This is a genomic window from Bacillus cereus group sp. BfR-BA-01356 (assembly GCF_022663635.1).
Taxonomy (GTDB): Bacteria; Bacillota; Bacilli; order Bacillales; family Bacillaceae_G; genus Bacillus_A; species Bacillus_A cereus.
Genome location: NZ_JAKUFX010000034.1, coordinates 15,365 through 35,317, shown reverse-complemented (window position 1 = coordinate 35,317; position 19,953 = coordinate 15,365). Strand labels below are relative to the sequence as shown.

Here is a 19,953-nt window from a genome sequence, read left to right as displayed (position 1 = left end):
AACATTTCCTACTCGTTTTTTAGTGCAAGTTTTAAGTTTTTCCACTTTATTTTTTAATACATACTAATTTCATTTCTGTCATTTCTTCTATTGCATATTTAATTCCTTCGCGTCCCGTGCCACTTTCTTTCACACCACCATAAGGCATATGATCTACTCTGAACGTTGGAATATCATTAATCATGACACCACCAACCTCTAGCTCATCAATTGCACGCATTGCTTTAAATAAATTATTTGTAAATACTCCTGCCTGTAAGCCGTAACGCGAATTATTTACTTGCTCAATCGCTTCATCAAATTTTTTAAATGTATTTACTGTCATGAGTGGACCGAATACTTCTTGGCACTGCACAGATACATGATCTGGAACATTTGTTAATACAGTCGGTTCAAAAATTCTTGCATCCCGCTTCTTACCACCGCATAAAACAGTTGCTCCTTCCTTAATTGCTTCTTGAACCCACATATCAATTCGCTCTACATCTCTTTTTGAAATTAAAGCTGATACATCCGTTTCCTCAAGCAGTGGATCACCAACAACAACTGATTCCATCGCTTTCTTTAGCTTCGAAAGAAATTCATGCATTTTCGTTTCATGTACAAAAACACGTTGTACTGAAATACAAACTTGCCCATTATTAACAAATGCTCCCCATTTTACACGTTCAATTATTTCATCTGTTAACTCTACATCTTCATCAATGATAACAGCAGCATTTGAGCCTAGTTCTAACGTAACTCGTTTTAGCCCAGCCTTTTGTTTTATTCCGATTCCAACTTTTGGACTTCCGGTAAAAGTAATAGAAGCAACGTAATCATTTTTGACGATTGCCTCACCAACCGTGGAGCCAGGGCCAGAAATGATATTTAAAGCTCCATTTGGCAATCCTGCCTCTTCAAATAACTCAACTAATGCATAAGATGATAATGGCGTTTGATCAGCTGGCTTTAATACAACTGTATTTCCGGCAGCGATTGCTGGTCCAACTTTATGCGCTACTAAATTTAATGGGAAATTAAATGGTGTAATAGCCCCTATAACCCCAATCGGCTTTCGGATTGTATATGCAATACGCCCATCTGCACCAGGTGCGGCGTCTAATGGCAATGTCTCACCATATATACGCTTCGCTTCTTCAGCTGCAAATTTGTATGTTTGAACAGTACGATCTACTTCTCCCCTTGCAGCACGTATTGGTTTTGCAGCTTCTTTTGCAATAATCTCTGCAAATTCTTCTCTTCTTTCATCCATTTTTTGTGCAACTTTCTCTAAAATAGTCGCACGATCATATGCAGATAATGTATTCATTTTTGTCATTGCATTTTTTGCAGCGGTAACAGCCTCTTTTACATCTTCTTCCGTGCCTTGTGCAATTTCCGCTAATGTTTCTTCAGAATATGGTGCGTATAATGGTTTATACGTGTTTACAGATTTCCAATCTCCATTTATATATAAATGCTTTTTCATACTTCTGCTCCTTCCAAATATATGTATACAACAATACTTCACCTAGTGAAAGGTTTGACTTATGTCATTGTATCATAGCCCTTATCCCTCAAAAAACATTATGCTCAAAAAAACTCTGCTATATAGCAGAGTTTACGAGCTAATTTGCTCTTGTAACGAAATTTGTTTTTCATCTTCTAAAATAACAATCGATTCTACTATCTTTGTAACTTCTAATCTTTTTATATAATGTCCATCTAATTCTTTCACACAAAACTTATAATTTTCAATTTCAATGGAATCCTCTTCAGCAATCTCTATATTCTTCGTTAAAATCCAACCACCGATTGTATCAACACCATCATCATCAATCCCTAAACCAAATAACGTATTCACTTCACTAACAAGTACTTTTCCCTCTAGTATCGTCTTCGTTTCACTAACTTGTTGAATTTCTGGCTGCTCATCCGTATCAAACTCATCCTGAATATCTCCAACAATTTCTTCCAGAATATCTTCAACAGTAACAAGTCCAGATGTTCCACCATATTCATCTATCAATATAGCAATATGTGTTCTTTCTTTTTGCATTTTCAAAAACAAATCATGAATTGGAATAGAATCGATAACTAAAATAATTGGTCTCATATATTGCTCTACTGTCTTCTTATTAACAGCTTTATGTTGTACAAATTCAGTAAAAATATCTTTAAAATTCACAAAACCTATTACGTGGTCTTTGTCGCCATCAACAACTGGATACCTTGTATATTTTTCACGAGACATTTTTTGCAAAGCTTCTTCAGCAGGCATCTCTTTACTTATAATATTCATTTCAGTTCGAGGTACCATTATTTCTTTTGCAATCCGATCATCAAATTCAAAAATTTTATTCACATATTTATATTCAGATTGATTAATCTCACCATTTCTATAACTTTCTGAAACTAACAACCGTAATTCTTCTTCTGAATGAACCTCATCATGCCCCTTCGGCGGTTTCAGCCCTAGCAGCTTCGTAATGATTCGAGCTGAACCATTTAATAGCCAAATGAATGGGAATGCAATACGATAAAAGAAAATTAACGGTTTAGAAACAAGCAAACTCACTTGTTCAGATTTTTGAATTGCAAATGTTTTTGGGGCCAATTCCCCTATTACAACATGTAAAAAAGTAATTAACAAAAATACTAAAATTACAGCAAAAATGTCTGCTAGTTGAGTAGAGATATTCCAATTTGCAAAAAGCGTATCAAACATTTGCTTTAACGCAGGTTTACCAAACCACCCAATTCCTAAAGCTGTAACAGTAATTCCTAGCTGACAAGCAGATAAATATTCGTCTAAGTTTGTAATGACTGTTTTGACCGATGTTGCACGATTATTTCCTTCTGCAATTAAATAGTCAATTCGTGAACTTCTCACTTTAACAATTGCAAATTCTGCTGCAACGAAAAATGCCGTTAAAGCAATTAAAACAATCACTATACTTATACTATATATGTCCAAATACTTTTCCTTACTTACTTTGTAAGCAAGGAAGCCACCTCCTACTTAATTTTATTCAAGTGAAGTAAGCATTCTAATACTCTAACAAAATTCTACATTAGCAACCACCTTTTTATATATTATATGCATACATAAAAAAGATATTTATCATTATGATAATCTAATTCATTTACACTCGTCAAATTATTCTAAATGTTACGATAAGACATTTTTATTTAAAAGAACTATTCTCCTCAACTCAATTTCGTGAAAAAACACTTTCTTTGCCGATTCCACACTTCTTTTGTCGCACTAGAAGGGAACTTACTTCATAGCTCGAAATCATTCAACAGGATATATATAGGAGGGATTATTTTGGAATATAAAACACCATTTATCGCAAAGAAATTAGGTGTTAGCCCAAAGGCTGTTGTCCGGATCGCGCAACAATTAAATCTTACGATAGAGAAAAACAAATATGGCCACTTTATATTCACACAAGAGGATGTCGATCAAATGTTAGAACACCATCGATTTCAAATAGAGCAATCTCAAAATTCTCAATCTACTCAAAAGGCTTCCTCAAATGAAGTTGAGGAATTAAAAACTCAAGTTAATACAATTGTTCAAAACATATCATCGAATGATTTTGAGCAATTAGCTAATCAATTAAACACTATTACGAGAAGACTTGATCGAATGGAAGAACAAATGCAAGATAAGGCAAATGATGTCGTCACGTACCAACTTTTACAACACCGTCGTGAAATGGAGGAAATGTTAGAGCGAATTCAAAAGTTAGAAGCTGCCCTAACGAAAGAAGAATCCATTTATATTACTCCGGATTCAAAACCAACATATGAACGAGAAAAGAAACCGAAGCGCCGCAAAATGATTTTTAGTATATTTGGATTATAATTTTTAGACCCTTATTAAAATAATAAGGGTCTTTTTTAATGAAGAGTTATATCCTATACAAATGTTATTCTCTTTATTATACATATTCACTTCGCTTTATTTCGTTAACATAATATTTTTACTGTATTCTGTAATTAATGCCTGTGCATGAGCATTCCCTTGAATCACATCACGAAATTCTTTTAAAGAATACAAATGCGTAACCCCTTTTCGAGCATGAATTCTTACTGGTACACCTTGTAAAGTATCATGAAACTGAAAAGGATTATCTATTGGTTCAATTGGAAAACCAAGTGTAAGTAAATACATATACATTCTTTTTGTTACTGCTGCAATGTACCATTCAGCTTTTGTTTCTAACGCATGTATAAATAAAATAGCTGTTAGCCTTTTGAAATGTCCTCTTCCACGAGACGTTTTCGAAATACTTAACTTGCCTATTTCATATACATTCTTCAAATCTTTTACTAAATCATTTTTAGAAAACGGATAGAAAAACTCAGAATTCGATTGTTCAGGTACCGTATACTTAATACATTCTACTGTACCAATAGGATGTTCATCTTCTATTAATAAAAATCGTGATGGATTTAAATTACGTTCTACGAACATTAAGTTTCTTTCTTCACAAAAATCTCCCCATAGTTGCTCGAACCCAAAATGTTCTTCCTTTGTTTGAACACGCTGGAACATATTTAACCGCCTTTCCCATCGCCGCTCTGTTTTTTGATAACGCTTTCACTATCTATCATATAAGAACAAATCTTCGTATGCAACTAAAAATATTTATGACTTATTATATTCTGCAAAATGAATTAGATTCCAATTTAATCGACTTTTATCCCGCGCTCACATTCCTTTTAATAACACATTTGTAGCACTTTTCAAATCTAAATTACACTACGTTTCTTTCCATACAGCATATAATTCTTCTTAATCTAAAGAAATCCTTTATGAAAAAGGATTTCTTTTACTTCTTAATGCTTTTTAGCCATTTTTCAAAAATTTGTACCATCCCATGTTTTCCCGCTAATTTCTCTTCCCCTTGTTTCGTCTTATATGGATATAACTGCAAGAAAACACCGCATCCAGACTCAATTTTTTTACTATGCATATGGCTTCCTGGATATACACAAATGACTTCATAAATTGACCTTCGATAATAGACTCGCTTTCCATCCTGTTCTTCTACATACTTTATAGACCAGTACTTATACATTTGCTCAGTTGCTTTCGTATTTCCGACGTGCTGAAAAATATTGTACATTGGACTATACTTCACTTCAATAATAATAGAAGATTTATATACGTATTTCCCATCTTCTTTTACATAACAGTCTAAGCGAATATCTGGCTTCTTCGTATCCTCACCATTGTAAAAATTACTACCTTTACTTAATGCAATAAGAGGATGTGTTTCAATTAAGTCATTAAATGCGACATGCACCTTTATATCATCTCGTTCTAAAACTACTGTCGTTCCATCTTGTAATCCATCTACATAAAAATGTTCTTGTATTTGTTCACGGATGGAGTTTCTAGCCTCAAAACCAATTTGCTCTAAAAGTGAAATAACGATAAAAAAAGCGTAATATTCATACACTAAAAACGTTGGCTTATAAACAAATAATAATGATGGAGATTGATCCGTATATTGCGGGAGTACTTCTAAATGATGTAGTAATTGTTGATGTGGTATCGGTAAATCATGTAAGTTCATGTTACTTGTTTCAGTAACTTCCCTCCAAAATGAAGAGTGCATTAACATTTGAAAGTATTGTACATTTTCATGCACAATATGCGCCAATATTTTATATTCTTGTATTTTCATTGAGCTCTTTCGTAAATCGGCTTCTTTTAGTAAATGTATATTTTTATATTTTTGCTTCTCTCTATCGGTTACTGATCCATTACGCTCAATTGTTTGTATAATCGTTTTTACAGCTTGAAACTCTTCTGATTTTTTCTTTTTTTCTCTTTCTAAGATTTCAATTGTTTGACGTAAAAAACTTTTAGCTTCAATTAAATAATGATAAAATTGCATCGCTTTATATTTAAGAAATGCATTTTCCTTACTATTTTTTTGTTCCATAAACTTACGATTATAATGTTTGGCATAAGGTTTTCGTTCTGCCACTATAGTTCCTTTTCTTGTTGGCTTTCGCTCTTTTCCTTCCCATTTATATTCATTTATAAAAGTTGAGCTTGATTCTATTTTCTTAAAGATTTGCTTTATCATTTTCATTTTTTGCGGTAACTTTCTAAGTAACACTAAATAAGAAGAATCCTCAATATCGCTAAGTGCAGAGAAGGTCTTTTTATAGTAACCTCTATCCAAAATCAACTCATTTAAAATTGACTTCACATAGTCTTGAATCATTTCAAATTGATCATCAAAAAAGTTTTTCGGTACGATGTGAAATGCGCCATAATACGTTGTATCTTCTATACGCACTTCAAAATGGTATAGACCACAGCGCCATGGATAAAAGAATTCTGTTTTCCCATGTTCATATATTAATACTCTTTGTTTTTTTTCATTTATTTCATATTGAGCCTCTTTTATATTTTTCTGTCCCTCATATACTTTATTCCATATAAAAGTAATATTCATTGGGATTTCATAATTGTACTGTAATCTTATTGGTTTTAATTCTTGTACTTTATAAATACATTGAACTAATGCTGTAGTAGATGTACAAAGACGATTTAATAAAATATAATCTCCTTTCCCTTCATTTCCAATGATTAACTTTAATACAAAAGGGAGCGTTTCATTCGTATCAACGATTTTTGTTTCATAACGCCCTTCATTTTGCATATCCATACAACTCCAGTTCTCTACGTTTTTCTCGTATATATGCTAAAGAGTGTTCAAATGTAGATACTCTGTTTGCAAGTGTAGATTGCAAAAGAGGTACTAAGGTCGCCCCCCTTTTTGCTTCTTCAGAAAGTAAAGGCCCAACCATCATTTCGGTCCCTCTGATTTTCGTCAATACACGCTGCTTTATTTGTAAATCAAACCCCTCTTCTCTACTAATCATATAGGTATGGTTATTTTGAAACGGTATGTTTTGCAAATAAGTCGCAATTGCATTTGCACATCGGAAAGAAATTCCCTTAGACGCGTCATGTGATGACAATACGACATGCAACTTATCTAATAGCTCTAATTCTTCTTCAGAAAACACTTCAATCATCGCTTTATTTCTCATCCAATTTATCCGAAATTCTCCCGCCGTTACTTTCAAAGGTGGATGTAATACGACTTTCCCCTGTTCCATGCCCATCTCACAAAACGGAATTTTCTGTAACGTTATTAGGTTCGTTCGGTCTAATAATCGATCAGAGAGCTCTTTCGTTGTTTCATCAAAATTTACAGTACCTACAAATATAATATTTTCTCCAATTTCAATTGTTGATGGAATTGAATTCTCTATGTCCTGTACACCCTCATACAAGTTTAAAATACGATTTTTTGTTTCAAGTTCAAGAACAGATAGAAACGGAGTAAACCAATGCTCAATATGAGACATGTTCATTTCATCAAAAACGATTATATACAGTTGATTTGGATTTTCTTTCGCCTTCATTAACGTCCTAACTAACTTCGCTTCAGATTCAATAAAAGTACCATTTGGATGAAGGTAACCAAGTAAATCATGTGGTTCTTGATACGATGGCGAAATTGGAATCCAAACCAACTCTTCCCCATACTGTAACCCTAATGCTTCTGCATAAGTTTGCACAAAACGTGATTTTCCAACGCCCGGTATACCACCAAGAATCGTTAACATATTTGTTTTTACACTTATATGGAAATTATAAATATCCGTTTCATCCAAATATAACCCTTTATTATGCACCATACTTTGTACATACTGTAAAAAGGACGATTCACGCTCATCCCATTCCCATTCATCTTTTTGTATTTTTATATCCTCTACTTCAACTAACTTACCTTCTTCATGCATTCGTTTTTTTAATTGCTCATACACATAATCACTTACAAAATATAATTGATCTTCTACCGCTATTTCTACATACTTCGTCCAGTCACTGCAGTTTATATATTTACATTCACGTTTCTGTTCAAAATAGGCGATTGAGCTAATTGATGACTTTAGGGATATGTTTCCGTACAGTCTTCCATCGTGCCACAATAATTCAGGAGGCTCAAAGTCTTTCGGAAATTTTGGCATAAGAAATGATAAATAACCGTTGCTAAGTTTTCGCTCTAAAGATTCTCTTTTTTTATGATTTGTAACTTTAGGTGCCGGAATCATTTTATAGCTGCTTGCTATTTCTTTCGGTTCTTCTGTACATATTAACTCCACGTATACATTTCCTCTTTCATAATAAAGACGAAACATTACTAATTGCTTTTCTAATTTCCTCTTCTTTAATTCCGAAAAGATTTTTTCATTCTTTTTATTGCTACATAACCCTTCAAATACATATGGTTCATTTATAAATTGTTCCTGTAAAGTGAATGGTATTGGCGATAAGCATTGTACAAAAAAATTCTCTCCACTCTTCTCTTTCTCAGCTTTTGTAAATTTCCCTAAAAATCTCATATAGTACATTCGTTTTATAAAACTTGGCTGAAGAGCTTTATGTAATTTCACCTTAGTCACCTTCTTTTTTCATACTATTCTTAGTGTATGAAAGAAACGAAAAACTAGAAATAAAAAACCTGACGTTATCCGCCAGGTTCAATATAAAAACTTATATTAATGAGAAGGAAATGCTTTTTTCTCTTGTAAAATTGCATTATGAGCAATTTTCATTTTCGCAAGTACGTAACGTAATCGATCTTCAGCGTTTTCATCTTTACTTATTTGTAATTCCGCCAAATTTTCAACAGAACTTGCTAAATTTTCAATGACTCCTCTTAGTTCAGGATGATGATTAAAAAAAGATTCTTGCACTAATACTTTCCTTAACTCACTAGCTAAATCAATTATTCTAGACAACTGTTCTTTTTCTTCCATTCTCATCCCTCCTGAATATCTTATGTAGTAAATATTCTCTAAACAAAGAAAAAAGCCCTTTAAATGAAAAGGACTTTTTACATTTTTATATTTCCAGTTAATAACATATATATGGATGTGATAGCCGCAACAATAATTGCCCACATCACATACTTCTCTGCACCTACAAAGCAACGGTTCCCTTGTTCTTTTCTTGCAAACGTGTAAACAATAATTCCAATTCCATACACAATTGAAACGAGTAGTAAATTCTTTAAACCAGCTGCATAAAGAAGCCATACAGAGTAAATAGAAGCAATTAAAGCTAACGCTCCGTTTTTTAATTTAGCGTCTTTTAACTCGTTTGTAATGACTAATTTAAATTGGAATAACGCTGATAATAAATATGGTAATAAAATTGATGTTGATGCAATGAAATACATAATTTGATATGTTGATTCCGAAAACAAAACGATGATAAATATAATTTGGGCAACACCATTTGAAATCCATAATGCCATGTGCGGTGTTTGCTTCTTATTTGTTTTCGTAAAGACTCTCGGAAATACGCCATCTTTTCCTGCTACATGAGAAATTTCAGAAACAAGTAAAAACCAGCCAATTAATGTACCGACAAGTGAAGCAACTAATCCGATGTTAATCGCAACTGCACCCCATGGACCAACAACGTGCTCTAATACATGTCCCATTGACGGAGTTTCTAACACAGAAAGTTCGCCTCTTGTCATAGCTCCCATTGACAGGACAGAAATTAAAATATAAATGGACATTACTAAAATAAGTCCCAATACTGTTGCCTTACCAACATCTCGACTATTCTTCGCTCTTCCAGATAATACAACCGCTCCTTCAACTCCAATGAAAACCCAAAGTGTTACAAGCATTGTATTTTTCACTTGACCAAGTATAGCGGAAAGTGAGATCGTTCCTTCTCCCCAAAAATCATGTGTAAATGTGTCCCAGCGAAAGGCTGTTACCATTACAACAATAAATAAAACGATTGGAACTAACTTCCCTATTGTTGCGATCACATTCATAATAGAAGCTTCACGGATTCCAAATAAAATTAAAAAATGAAGTGTCCATAATAAAAGTGATGCCCCAACGATAGACGCAACATTATTTCCTCCTTTAAAAATTGGAAAGAAATAACCTAATGTACTAAACAGTAACATAATTGTTGCGACATTACCTAAGATTCCTGCTAGCCAATATCCCCAAGCACTATTAAATCCAATGTATTCACCGAAACCAGCACGTGCATAACTATAAATTCCACCTTCAAGTTCCGGTTTTTGTCTTGCTAACGTTTGATATACGAGCGCAAGTGGAATCATTCCCATTGCTGTAATACACCAGCCAATTATTATTGCACCACTGTTTGCTCCTACTGCTAAATCATGCGGTAAACTAAAAACACCGCCACCAACCATTGTTCCAACTACTAATGCGATTAATGGAAAAAATCCTAACTTCTTTTCTATTTGTACCACCCCATCTGTCATTCTAGGTGTTATGTTCGTTCAACTATTAAAGTCACCTTTTTCTCTAATAGACGTTTCTCTTATATTTTTTCAGGAAAACATTACTTATTCTAAAAGAAAATGAGCAAAAATGGAATACTTTTTTGAAAAAATGTATAAGTATGCACAAAAAAACCGCTCATTTTGTAATGAACGGTCATTTCAAACATATAAATTTGTATATTTCTTGTAAATTTAACGAAGTAACTTCTCTTTTTGTAAAAATTGTTTTGCGACTTCTTCACTACTTTTACCATTTACGTTAACTTCATAATTCATTTTTCGCATTTCTTCATCTGTAATCTTTCCAGATAATTTATTTAATACCTTTTCAAGTTCAGGATATTTCTGTAACGTTTCTTTTCTTAATAATGGTGCTCCTTGATAAGGTGGGAATAACCCTTTATCATCTTTCAGCACTTTCAGTCCGTATTGCTCCAATTCACTATCTGTTGAATATGCATCAATTACGTTAACATCTCCAGATTCAATTGCGCTATAACGCAGCTTCGGCTCCATCGTTTTAACATTCGAGAACTTATAGTTATATAATTTTTGCATTCCTTTATAACCATCTTCACGATCAGCAAATTCCAATGTAAATCCTACTTTGGCTTCCTGCGCAACATTCCCTAAATCAGAAATTGTATTTATATTCTTTTGATCTGCTATTTTTTTCGGCATAGCTAGTGCATATGTATTGTTATACTCCATTGGCTTCAACATAATCATATTATATTTCTTTTCCATTCCAATGCGAGCCTGCTCATATACTTCATCACGATTTGTACTCTTTGGTTCTTCTTTCACGAAAGTAGATAAAGCTGTTCCTGAAAATTCTGGGTATATATCTACTTCCCCTGATTTCAACGCTTCAAATACAAATGCTGTTTTTCCAAGACCTGGTTTTAATTGTACGTGTAAATCTGTATCTTGTTCAATAAGCTGCTTATACATTTGAATTAAAATTTCAGGTTCTGATCCAAGTTTGCCCGCAATAACAATATCTTTCTTTTCTGTACTCCAAAGAAATGGAGAAGCAATCATTATACAAACAATACATATCGTCAATATAACACGCTTAGAAGAGCGTTTCGGTCGTTCAAGTATGCGAAGTACTATATCAAAGAATAAAGCGAGTAACGCGGCTGGTACGGCCCCTAAAATGATAAGTGCATGATCATTTCGATCTATACCTAATAGTATAAGCTTACCGAGCCCACCAGCACCAATGAGAGCTGCTAATGTAGCCGTTCCAACAATTAATACCATCGCTGTACGAATACCAGCCATAATGATAGGCAATGCAAGAGGAAGTTCTACCTTCCACAATCTTCTCCAACTATTCATCCCCATAGCTTTCGCGGCTTCTATTAGAGATTCATCTAATTCCCTTATTCCTGTATATGTATTTCGTAAAATAGGTAATAGTGCATACACAACTAATGCGATAATCGCTGGAAGTTTTCCGATTCCTACTAATGGAATTAATAGTCCGAGTAATGCAAGTGATGGCACTGTCTGCATTACTGCAGAAGTTCCTATTATAAATTCAGCCATTCGTTCTTTTCTTGTTAATAAGATGCCAAGTGGCACCGCTATAATTACTGCAAAAAATAATGAAATAAGCGATATTTGTAAATGCTCACTTAATGCAGTTAGTAATTCTATTTTTCGTTCTTGGAACGTTTGTATAAAATTAGTCACTGTTTAGCCTCTTTCCTTCATTTGTTCAACAATGTAATTGACAATATGACGACTTGTTAACGTTCCAATATATTGACCGTTTTTTTCAACTGGAACGACCTCCTCATCACGCACACGAACTAACGCTTCGTGTAAAGAAGAATGTAATGATAGCGCCTGCCCTTCTAATTGCACACTTTGATCGAGCGGCAATACATCTGCTATACTTTTCCCCTCATACCAAGTTCGCCCACGATTTCCAATGAATTCCTCTACAAATTCATTTTTCGGATTATGTATAATTCCTTCTGGTGTATCTAGTTGAACAACTTTTCCTTCTTTCATAATACAAATGCGATCTCCAAGTGATAATGCTTCTTGCATATCATGTGTTACGAATACGATTGTTTTTTGAATCTTTTTTTGCAACTGTACAATATCCTTCTGAAGCTGTTCCCTACTTAATGGATCTAACGCACTAAATGGTTCATCCATAAGAACGATTTTCGGGTTTGCAGCTAATGCTCGCACGACACCGACACGTTGTTTTTGTCCTCCTGACAATTCATCAGGCATACGATTTCGATAAATATCCGGATCTAATCCAACCATATGTAACAATTCATCGACGCGTGCTTTAATTTCTTTTTTGCTCCATTGCCTCATTTCAGGAACAACTGCAATATTTTCAGCAATTGTCATATGAGGAAACAAAGCAATCTGTTGCAACACGTATCCTATATCCCAACGTAATTCGTTTATATTATATTGTTGAATATCTTTTCCATCGATTAAAATCGATCCTTCAGTCGTTTCGATTAAACGATTAATCATCTTCATTGTCGTTGTTTTCCCGCATCCACTCGGACCGATGAGAACAAAAAATTCTCCCTTTTTAATTTCTAAATGCAATGAATCCACTGCTTTCGTGCCATCTTCATACGATTTTGACACATGATTAAATTGAATCACAAATACAACTCCTTTAATGTTGTTTCCTTTATTTTGATGGAATATGGCATTCATTTCAAATGATACGCTTTTAAATTAAAAAAGAGCTCACATTTGAGCTCTAACGGTCGAACAATATTGTTTTCATAATAGCAGCATATTCGCGAACATACATTTTTCTCTTAGAACGAATTGGTGTTTCAGCAGCTAGTGCCTCCATCTTCATGCCTAAACGCTTTGCAATTATTTTCGTTCGATATAAATGATACGTATTACTTACAACTACCGCATGTTTCACATTATATAAATCCATACTAAACTTTAAGTTTTCATACGTATTTGTAGATTGATCTTCTATTAAAATACGACTCTCATCTATACCGTGTACCATTAAATAGTTTCTCATGCTGTGAGCTTCCGGTATATCTTCATCTTCTCCTTGACCACCTGAAACAATTACTTTCGCTTCAGGATGTGAAAATAAATACTCCAACGCTACATCCAAACGATTTTGAAGAGATAAAGACGGTCTATCTCCAAATAACTTTGCACCCAGTATAAGAACGTACGGAGAGTGATAGCTCAACTTTTCACGAGCAACTTTGTTCATTCTAAACGTCATATAAATGATGTATAGTGGCGGTAATAATAAAATGATAAGAAAGATCCATTTGTTCATAAATAAGTTTGCACTCCCTTTCTTTTTATTATACAGAAAAAGAAAGGGCGGCAGAAGTGTTTTTTTAAACGATTGATTTATTAGAAACATTCGCCGCTACTTTACGTTGTGATAGTACATAATAAATAGCGATTCCTAATGAGAAGATCAATATGCAACTTAATACGTAAAACGGAAGCATTACTCCGGCTTTAGATACACCCGCTGTAAACAGCATTAATAATACAATTCGTATTCCAGTACCAATTAGGCGAAATAAGCTGTCTACACGTCCCATTACTTCGTTTGGAATTTCCTCCATCATCAATACATTTCTCGCCACTCTTGTACCCGCATTTCCAACTGCATGAAAAATTGCAAGTCCATATAAGAAAATTACCGAAGGTTCAATAATCATTGCGGTAATTGAAATTACATAAATGAACATCGTCATAACGATTGAAACTTCTGTTTTGATATATTTCATTATGAGTGGAATACAGATTCCTGCAACAACCGCTCCAACACCGTACATCATCCCCTCTATTGCGTATACAGAGGCATTGGCTTTAAGTATATCCGAAATATAAACTGGTATTAAATAATTTGCCATCATAACACCTATAAACGGCATATAAGTGGCCAGTAAGAACCAAAAGAGCTTAGGACGTTTTTTCATAAAGTGAATTCCTTCAAACAATTGCTTCTTAAATGTTATTTTTCTTTTCACTTCTTTTTTCTTTACGTACGGTATACATAAGAAAAGAAAAAATGCTCCAGCAAAAGTTAACATATCTACTAACAAAATCCACTTCAAAGATACAATTTCAATTAAGAAGCTCGCGGCCGCTCCAGAAATAACTTGTGTTAACTGTCCTTGTATTTCCATCGTTCCACTTAAACTTTTATAATGTTCTGCTTGAAATATCTCTTGGTTGAACGCAAATATTGTAGGATAAAATAATAAATAGTAGAATGATCCGGCTATATAAATAAGAATATAGTGAATAGAATGATAAGGTTGCCCAGCAAATCCCCATATAACCATTATTCCGATTACGGCTATTCCGATTCCTTCATTACATAGCAATAAAGATTTTCTTGAAAAACGATCAATACTTTGCCCAATGAATGGTGTTAATAAAAACATAATGAGGGTTGCAATGATAGAAACATAACCAAATGTTGTCTCTCCTCCACTCTCTTTAATTAACAGCCAAGGAATCGTTATCATAACAATTCCGGAACCAATAGCAGATAGACTATTGGCTCCTAGAATGTAATACAAGCGAGAATCATGATAAAGTGAGGACATATCACTCCACTCCTAGTTGTTTTTTCACCTCTTTATATACGCTCATATATGCTTTCAATTCTTTAACTACATCATGAATTAATGGTTTTGCATCTTCCCCAAGTTCACCATCTTGCACATGTAATCCATCAAGCACAACTTGTTTTGGAATTGCATTTGCATAAACACCTCTAGCGACCGTTCGCATGCTGTTTAATGCATTTATTCCACCTTTACCGCCACCAGCAACCGCTAACAACGCAACTGGTTTATGAATAAATTCACTACTACTTAAGTAATCTAAAGAGTTTTTCAGCGCACCGCTCATCGCATTATGATATTCTGGTGTACATAATACAACCCCATCCGCAGCTTTCACTAACGTTTTTAATTTTTTTACTGCCTCTAAATCACGTTGCGACTCTTCTCCATTGTATAAAGGTAACTCCTCAATTGCTAAATCATATAATTCCCCTTCAAATTGATCCGCAATATATTTTGCCACCACGCGAGTTCTACCAAATTTTCTTGGTGTACCGTTAATAACGACTAGTTTCATGATTATTTCTCCCCTTTGTTTTCAAGTTCTACTTATATATTATCAGAAATTTCTATACAAAACACAATATAAAGAGTTAACTTGTTTCATAAAATAGTATGATAAACAAAAAAGAACTCATACTTTCGTATGAGTTTCGTACAATTACTTTGATTCATCTCTCATGCTCAATGTACCTAAACTTTTATTTGCTTCAAAATGATTATATGCTTTTTCCGCTAATCTTTTCCGTTCTTCTGGTAATTCTATATATTTCATTACGTTTTCAATTATTTTTTCGTACGGAGTAAATACAATTCCTGGCCACTCTACCTCATCTTCTGGATTACTATTTTCGGAAATAATAAATTTCTTATTTGCGACTGCATAAGATACGCGAGGTGTTTCAAGAATTCCTGATAAGTAAAAATGAATATTTAATATAATTTTAGCTCTAGCAATCAATTCATTTCGAACAATTCCCCACGCATTATTTTTAAAAACTATATTTAAATTCGGGGCAATCGCTTTTAGATGATCAAAAATAGCTTGTCGCCTCGGATTAAGAGCACCTATAAACAGAATATCAATATCTTCAATAATCTCATCTTCAAACGCATCTTTTTTTATTTCCAAAGTTGGAGCATAGTTCATTTCTACATGTTTTATTTCTTTTCCTACCCCTTTTTGTTTAAGCCATTCTATATTTTGTTTACTATAATCCCAAATCACTCTATCTTTTAATAATATTAAATAAAGGGGATGCGCATATGGACTTCCTTCGTATAGCTGTTCTAAATTATAAATAATTGCATCTTTCGGAAGAAGGTTCGGGTTATATGCGTATGTATGGGCTCCAAAAACAACTGTATTCTTTACATTTTCCAGTATTGTTTCTGATATAATTACTGTATTTCCCTCCTGCTCCAATCTCCACTTTAAAGCTCGCGCAACATCTATGAAACTACCGTATGTCTTTGGGCATATAAAAAGACAATAATCATATTCTTTATTCAAATAAACTTCCATTAATCTTAAATTATTTTTATATAGATCTACATCTGGATGTTTAAGTACCAACTCATTTGCATGTTTTCTTGCTACTTTATATAATCCAGCATAATAAGCAGCGATGCATCTTCTTAATTCGATTCTTTCCCGATCTTCATCTAATACATCCATGTTTAAAAGAAGATTTGCGATACAATACGCTTTTAAATGATCACGATCATAATAATAGTCTAGTAGTGGCATCAATTCTTCATACGTATTTCCATGCACCGATTCTCCTAGTTCAATCGCCCATCGCATTAATTCCATGATTACTCCACTACTCCTTTAATCGAAAATGTATTTAATAAAATTTCGCATTATTCTCTACTATATTTGCTATATGAAATGGAATCTTTTCTTTTATCGATTCCAAATACTTTTGCGACACCGCCCCTAAATGTTTTTTATGAGGTATATAGAAAGCACTAATAGAAATTTCATAGTCAAATAAGTAATCATACACATGATAATCTACAAATAGTAGATCATCCTTTGGAAAAGGAATTTCCTTCCCTTGCAGAGCATACATCAAAGCAATATTGTTTTGAGATCGTAATCGATACAACCTTGCAAGTTGGTATAATGGTTCAGCCCGGGTTGGTCTATATTCCCAAGCTTTTTGAAAATAAAAAACAGCTAATGCTAAATATTGCTCTTCTTGCCCTTTAACAGTTTTTCATCAGCATCTGTCACTTCATTTTGTTTATTTGCTGAACGATTTGCTAACTGCTCATAACAAAATCCTATTCGCAATAACGAATAGAATACCTCTTCAACCCATCCTCCTGCTTCCACACGTTTTTTATACCATTTAATTGAATTCTCAAATTGACTTAAATGAAAATAAGTCTGAGCTAAATAAAATAAATATCTTATATGCAAATCTGGCGTTGTTTCTGGGTCGTTTATTCCCTGTAACAACAACCTCTCATCTCTTTCAAATTTATCAGCTTTGCTCCCGCCATCTCCGGGATCATTCACGACAAGAGTCTCTAACCGAGCTACCCTCGTATTGTAATTCGCTCCAACTTTTGAACGATCTATATCCCAATACTCATGAGTAACACCGACAGATTTCCATGGTAAAGAAGCTTTTAAAAGACGTGTAAGCCAATATTTAATATGAACATCATATTGTAATGTAAGATAATGATCTTCCGTTAAGCTCGTTTTATCGAAATTCGGATCAACCTCTAAAATCATATCCGCATCTAATATTAATAAATAATCTGCTTCTGGGTATGTTTTTTGCGCTAACGAAACAGCTAAGCTTCTGTTATAACCAAAGTTTTTAAACGGCTCATGATGAACCGTCCCAGGTATCTCATTTTCCTTACACCAATTTTCAATAATTTCAGGCGTATTATCCGTCGATCCAGTATCACAAATAGAAACAAAGTCTACAATTGATTTTGTTGCATTTAAACATCTTTCCATAATTCTAGACTCATTTTTAACGATCATACAAAGACATAACTTTTTTTCTTCCTTTACAGACTTCACTTGCTCATTTCCCATTTAACCACCTCATATTTTATTAACACGCTCTTCTCATATGTAACAACATTTCTTAGCTATACTGATGACATAAGCACCCTTTTACTATTTATGAAAACTTCATTTTATTTATTCTTACTTTTATGTTGGGACATATTTCATGCTTCGCTTTATATTTGATACAATCAATACAAAAAACATAATACGGGAATCCGTACATTTCAAAGTCTAAGAGGAGGTTATATTTTGTTGGATTACATTTGGCTAGATGACAAATCACCAATTTTAGAACAACTACCAAGAAACTTTAAATCTGCAGCTATATTGCTACATCCTTTTATCCAAATGCCTTTAGGATGGGAAAAGTCTGTGAGAAAAAGACCATATGAGCACATCTATCCTAGCGCTGAAGAAATCATTTATAATGGGAAATCCGTTTCTTGGAAGGAAATGATGTCTTGTAGTGGATTACATTCATACGCAGACCTAGCAATGGCCATGTTGACTTCCATTAGTGCCCTTTCAGAAGAATATAAAAGAGAGGATTTAGCTGAAAAGCTACATTCAAACTTAAAAAAAGATCTTTATTATCCAACAGAAGATTATACGTCTATATTTTTATTACACAAATTACTTAAACTCCTCGGTTCTAAAGGTGCAAAAAATCTATATTTCTCTGGACCAATTCTTGATACAAACGGATTATTACAGGTAAATAATACTACTCCATTAGATATTTGGGACATTAGCAATAATGAGTTAATTATTACTGGCGAAGATAATGAGTATGCGTTTATGAGTATATACGATTCCTTTACAACCTTATTATTAGCTAAAGAAGAAAATATAGAATATATTGTTCATTCAATGAACGTTGAAGCTATCATTTGTGACAAAAAAACGATGATTGATTGGTATTTTTAAATTAGTAATTTCTTAAACTATAAAAAAGAAACTTGCGCTTATACACAAGTTTCTTTTTAAAAACATCCTTATTTTTTCACAACTTCATGTCCACCGAACTGATTACGTAATGCTGAAACTACTTTTCCATGGAATGTATCATCTTCCTGAGAACGATAGCGCATAAATAATGACATAGCGATAACTGGTGCTGCAGCTTGAAGTTCAAGTGCAGTTTCAACAGTCCATTTTCCTTCTCCTGAAGAGTTCATTACACCTTTAATGCCATCTAGTTTCGGATCTTCTGCAAATGCTTTTTCAGTTAAGTCCATTAACCAACCACGGATAACTGATCCGTTAGCCCATACTTTTGCAACATCTTCATAATTGAAATCAAAGTCACTCTTATCTAGTACTTCAAATCCTTCAGCGATTGCTTGCATCATGCCGTACTCAATACCGTTATGAACCATTTTTAAGAAATGACCACTACCAACACGGCCAGCATAAGAATAGCCATTTTCTACTGCTAAATCTTTAAATAAAGGTTCTAATTGGTCGTAAATTTCTTTTTCTCCACCAACCATTAAGCAAGCACCGTATCTAGCTCCTTCTACACCGCCTGATGTACCGATATCTACATAATGTAATCCGAAGCTTTTTGCTTCTTCAGCACGGCGTAACGTATCTTTATAGAATGAATTTCCGCCTTCAATAACGATATCACTTTCATCTAATAATGGATATACATCTTTTAGTACTGACTCTACAACTTCTCCTGCAGGCACCATTACCCAAATTGTACGAGGAGCTTCTAGTTCAGCAATCATTTCTTTTAATGTATGACGTGCAGTAATTCCTAGTTTTCCTGCCTTTTCAACAAGCTCTTTATTTACATCGTATACAACTACTTCATGCTTGTCTTCATATAAGTGTTCAGCTAATGGGAATCCCATTTTTCCTAATCCAATTAAACCTAGTTTCATATTAATCAATCTCC

Annotated in this window: 16 protein-coding genes and 1 pseudogene; 2 read left to right on the top strand and 15 right to left on the bottom strand. The window is 33.8% G+C overall.

The window, feature by feature from the left end; genetic code table 11:
* Window positions 1-46 precede the first annotated feature (46 nt).
* Window positions 47-1,471, bottom strand: coding sequence for an aldehyde dehydrogenase family protein (locus MR168_RS14145; protein WP_086412221.1), 1,425 nt, complete (start codon window positions 1,469-1,471; stop codon window positions 47-49).
* 132 nt (window positions 1,472-1,603) lie between these two features.
* Window positions 1,604-2,959, bottom strand: coding sequence for a hemolysin family protein (locus MR168_RS14140; RefSeq protein ID WP_000356250.1), 1,356 nt, complete (start codon window positions 2,957-2,959; stop codon window positions 1,604-1,606).
* 354 nt (window positions 2,960-3,313) lie between these two features.
* On the opposite strand from MR168_RS14140, the gene racA reads away from it, so the two are divergent.
* A complete protein-coding gene (racA, locus tag MR168_RS14135) occupies window positions 3,314-3,856 on the top strand; it encodes a chromosome-anchoring protein RacA (protein ID WP_086412220.1) in 543 nt (180 codons plus the stop codon).
* Between the two features lie 96 nt (window positions 3,857-3,952).
* Here the strand turns inward: racA and MR168_RS14130 are convergent, their stop codons facing one another.
* The 12 genes and pseudogenes from MR168_RS14130 to MR168_RS14075 all read right to left on the bottom strand — a co-directional run bounded on the left by MR168_RS14130 (window position 3,953) and on the right by MR168_RS14075 (window position 18,071).
* Complete coding sequence (locus MR168_RS14130; RefSeq protein ID WP_000487796.1) at window positions 3,953-4,549, bottom strand: hypothetical protein; 597 nt, start codon at window positions 4,547-4,549, stop codon at window positions 3,953-3,955.
* Window positions 4,550-4,826: 277 nt separating this feature from the next.
* Window positions 4,827-6,677 (bottom strand): hypothetical protein, encoded by a 1,851-nt coding sequence (locus tag MR168_RS14125; RefSeq protein WP_086412219.1) that lies wholly within the window; start codon window positions 6,675-6,677, stop codon window positions 4,827-4,829.
* Window positions 6,667-8,484 carry an AAA family ATPase gene (locus MR168_RS14120; protein WP_000766194.1) on the bottom strand — a complete coding sequence of 606 codons (1,818 nt, stop codon included), beginning with the start codon at window positions 8,482-8,484 and terminating at the stop codon, window positions 6,667-6,669. The genes MR168_RS14125 and MR168_RS14120 overlap by 11 nt, the downstream gene beginning before the upstream one ends.
* Before the next feature lie 105 nt (window positions 8,485-8,589).
* Complete coding sequence (locus MR168_RS14115; protein ID WP_000391445.1) at window positions 8,590-8,850, bottom strand: hypothetical protein; 261 nt, start codon at window positions 8,848-8,850, stop codon at window positions 8,590-8,592.
* A 77-nt stretch (window positions 8,851-8,927) separates the two neighbouring features.
* Window positions 8,928-10,355 carry a basic amino acid/polyamine antiporter gene (locus MR168_RS14110; RefSeq protein WP_000129451.1) on the bottom strand — a complete coding sequence of 476 codons (1,428 nt, stop codon included), beginning with the start codon at window positions 10,353-10,355 and terminating at the stop codon, window positions 8,928-8,930.
* Between the two features lie 213 nt (window positions 10,356-10,568).
* Window positions 10,569-12,080 (bottom strand): ABC transporter permease/substrate-binding protein, encoded by a 1,512-nt coding sequence (locus tag MR168_RS14105; protein ID WP_000181014.1) that lies wholly within the window; start codon window positions 12,078-12,080, stop codon window positions 10,569-10,571.
* Between the two features lie 3 nt (window positions 12,081-12,083).
* The gene (locus MR168_RS14100) at window positions 12,084-13,031 is read right to left on the bottom strand and encodes an ABC transporter ATP-binding protein (RefSeq protein WP_000614084.1); all 948 of its coding nucleotides are present in this window, start codon (window positions 13,029-13,031) and stop codon (window positions 12,084-12,086) included.
* A 100-nt stretch (window positions 13,032-13,131) separates the two neighbouring features.
* Entirely contained in the window at window positions 13,132-13,689 is a 558-nt protein-coding gene (locus tag MR168_RS14095) for a YdcF family protein (protein WP_001045713.1), read from the bottom strand.
* Between the two features lie 64 nt (window positions 13,690-13,753).
* A complete protein-coding gene (locus MR168_RS14090) occupies window positions 13,754-14,983 on the bottom strand; it encodes an MFS transporter (protein WP_000097159.1) in 1,230 nt (409 codons plus the stop codon).
* Window position 14,984: 1 nt separating this feature from the next.
* Entirely contained in the window at window positions 14,985-15,521 is a 537-nt protein-coding gene (locus MR168_RS14085; protein WP_000780355.1) for an NADPH-dependent FMN reductase, read from the bottom strand.
* Between the two features lie 144 nt (window positions 15,522-15,665).
* A complete protein-coding gene (locus tag MR168_RS14080; protein WP_086412218.1) occupies window positions 15,666-16,820 on the bottom strand; it encodes a CgeB family protein in 1,155 nt (384 codons plus the stop codon).
* A gap of 34 nt (window positions 16,821-16,854) precedes the next feature.
* Window positions 16,855-18,071, bottom strand: a pseudogene (locus tag MR168_RS14075) (tetratricopeptide repeat-containing glycosyltransferase).
* Window positions 18,072-18,296: 225 nt separating this feature from the next.
* Between MR168_RS14075 and MR168_RS14070 the strand changes: the two are divergent.
* Window positions 18,297-18,974, top strand: a complete 678-nt coding sequence (locus tag MR168_RS14070; RefSeq protein ID WP_348980672.1) for a DUF2711 domain-containing protein — start codon at window positions 18,297-18,299, stop codon at window positions 18,972-18,974.
* A 68-nt stretch (window positions 18,975-19,042) separates the two neighbouring features.
* On the opposite strand, the gene gnd is transcribed toward MR168_RS14070, so the two are convergent.
* Window positions 19,043-19,939 (bottom strand): phosphogluconate dehydrogenase (NAD(+)-dependent, decarboxylating), encoded by an 897-nt coding sequence (gene gnd, locus MR168_RS14065; protein ID WP_086412216.1) that lies wholly within the window; start codon window positions 19,937-19,939, stop codon window positions 19,043-19,045.
* Window positions 19,940-19,953 lie beyond the last annotated feature (14 nt).

What these genes read in the sequence shown, in the direction of transcription:
- MR168_RS14145 (WP_086412221.1), bottom strand. Translation starts at nt 1,471, where the DNA reads ATGAAAAAGCATTTATATATAAATGGAGATTGGAAATCTGTAAACACG.
- MR168_RS14130 (WP_000487796.1), bottom strand. Translation starts at nt 4,549, where the DNA reads ATGTTCCAGCGTGTTCAAACAAAGGAAGAACATTTTGGGTTCGAGCAA.
- MR168_RS14125 (WP_086412219.1), bottom strand. Translation starts at nt 6,677, where the DNA reads ATGCAAAATGAAGGGCGTTATGAAACAAAAATCGTTGATACGAATGAA.
- MR168_RS14115 (WP_000391445.1), bottom strand. Translation starts at nt 8,850, where the DNA reads ATGGAAGAAAAAGAACAGTTGTCTAGAATAATTGATTTAGCTAGTGAG.
- MR168_RS14110 (WP_000129451.1), bottom strand. Translation starts at nt 10,355, where the DNA reads ATGACAGATGGGGTGGTACAAATAGAAAAGAAGTTAGGATTTTTTCCA.
- MR168_RS14095 (WP_001045713.1), bottom strand. Translation starts at nt 13,689, where the DNA reads ATGAACAAATGGATCTTTCTTATCATTTTATTATTACCGCCACTATAC.
- MR168_RS14090 (WP_000097159.1), bottom strand. Translation starts at nt 14,983, where the DNA reads ATGTCCTCACTTTATCATGATTCTCGCTTGTATTACATTCTAGGAGCC.
- MR168_RS14085 (WP_000780355.1), bottom strand. Translation starts at nt 15,521, where the DNA reads ATGAAACTAGTCGTTATTAACGGTACACCAAGAAAATTTGGTAGAACT.
- MR168_RS14080 (WP_086412218.1), bottom strand. Translation starts at nt 16,820, where the DNA reads ATGGAATTAATGCGATGGGCGATTGAACTAGGAGAATCGGTGCATGGA.
- gnd (WP_086412216.1), bottom strand. Translation starts at nt 19,939, where the DNA reads ATGAAACTAGGTTTAATTGGATTAGGAAAAATGGGATTCCCATTAGCT.